This window comes from Enhygromyxa salina, assembly GCF_002994635.1.
Lineage (GTDB): Bacteria > Myxococcota_A > Polyangia > Nannocystales > Nannocystaceae > Plesiocystis > Plesiocystis salina_B.
In genome coordinates this window covers 1-779 of the sequence record NZ_PVNL01000148.1, presented here as the reverse complement: position 1 = coordinate 779, position 779 = coordinate 1, and the positions used below count along the sequence as shown (strand labels likewise).

1 protein-coding gene is annotated in these 779 nt (G+C 64.8%); it reads left to right on the top strand.

Annotation, left to right across the window (positions count from 1 at the left end; translation table 11 throughout):
- Positions 1–135: 135 nt before the first annotated feature.
- Positions 136–779, top strand: a 644-nt coding sequence (locus tag ENSA7_RS41020) for a transposase (RefSeq protein WP_504823604.1), incomplete at its 3' end; no start/stop codon positions are given.

The following is a 779-nucleotide window of genomic DNA, read 5'->3' as shown; positions in this document are numbered from 1 at the left end:
CAGAAGCAAGCCAGCGCCGCCCGCCGAGCCAAGAACCGAGCTCACGGGCAATCACGCTCACATGCGCGAGTTCGCGCGCGGCCGATCCATCCTCACAGCAGCTACAAGGTCACCAGGCGGTGCCTCGAGCGACGAATGTTCCTCGCTCCCGACCACAACGCCGAGGAGCTCGTCAATCTCATCGGCTACTGCCTGGCCTACACCGCCAACAAGCACGGCGTGCAGGTCCACGCGGGCATCATGATGTCGAACCACTACCACATCGACGTCACCGACCCGCGCGGGGAGCTCATCGCCTGGAAGCAGCTGTTCAACAGCCTCATCGCCCGCGGCGTCAACCGTCTGCGTGGAGGGCGCTTCGAGACGTTCTGGTCCGGTGCGCCAGCCTGCGACACCCGGCGGCCGAACGACGACGAGTCCTTCATGGACCTCGTCTACACCATCACGAACCCGGTCAAGTCGGGCCTGGTGAAGTGGAGTCGGAGCTGGGAGGGGTTCACGACCGCGGACTGGCGATTCGGTGAGACGCGCACGTTCAAGCGACCCGAGGGGCTATTCGACCCGAAGGGCGGGATGCCGGAAGCAGCTTCGCTGACGCTGGTGCGCCCGCCGATCTTCCTGCATCTCAGTGACGACGAGCTTTACGAGAAGCTCGCGGCGGTGGTGCGGGAGAAGGAGCGCGAGTTTCAGAGTGCGCTTCGCGCCAAGGGGCGCCAGTTCAAGGGGGCGCGCAAGGTTGCGAAGCAAGCCTGGAACGAAGCTGCGGTTAGCTTCGAAGA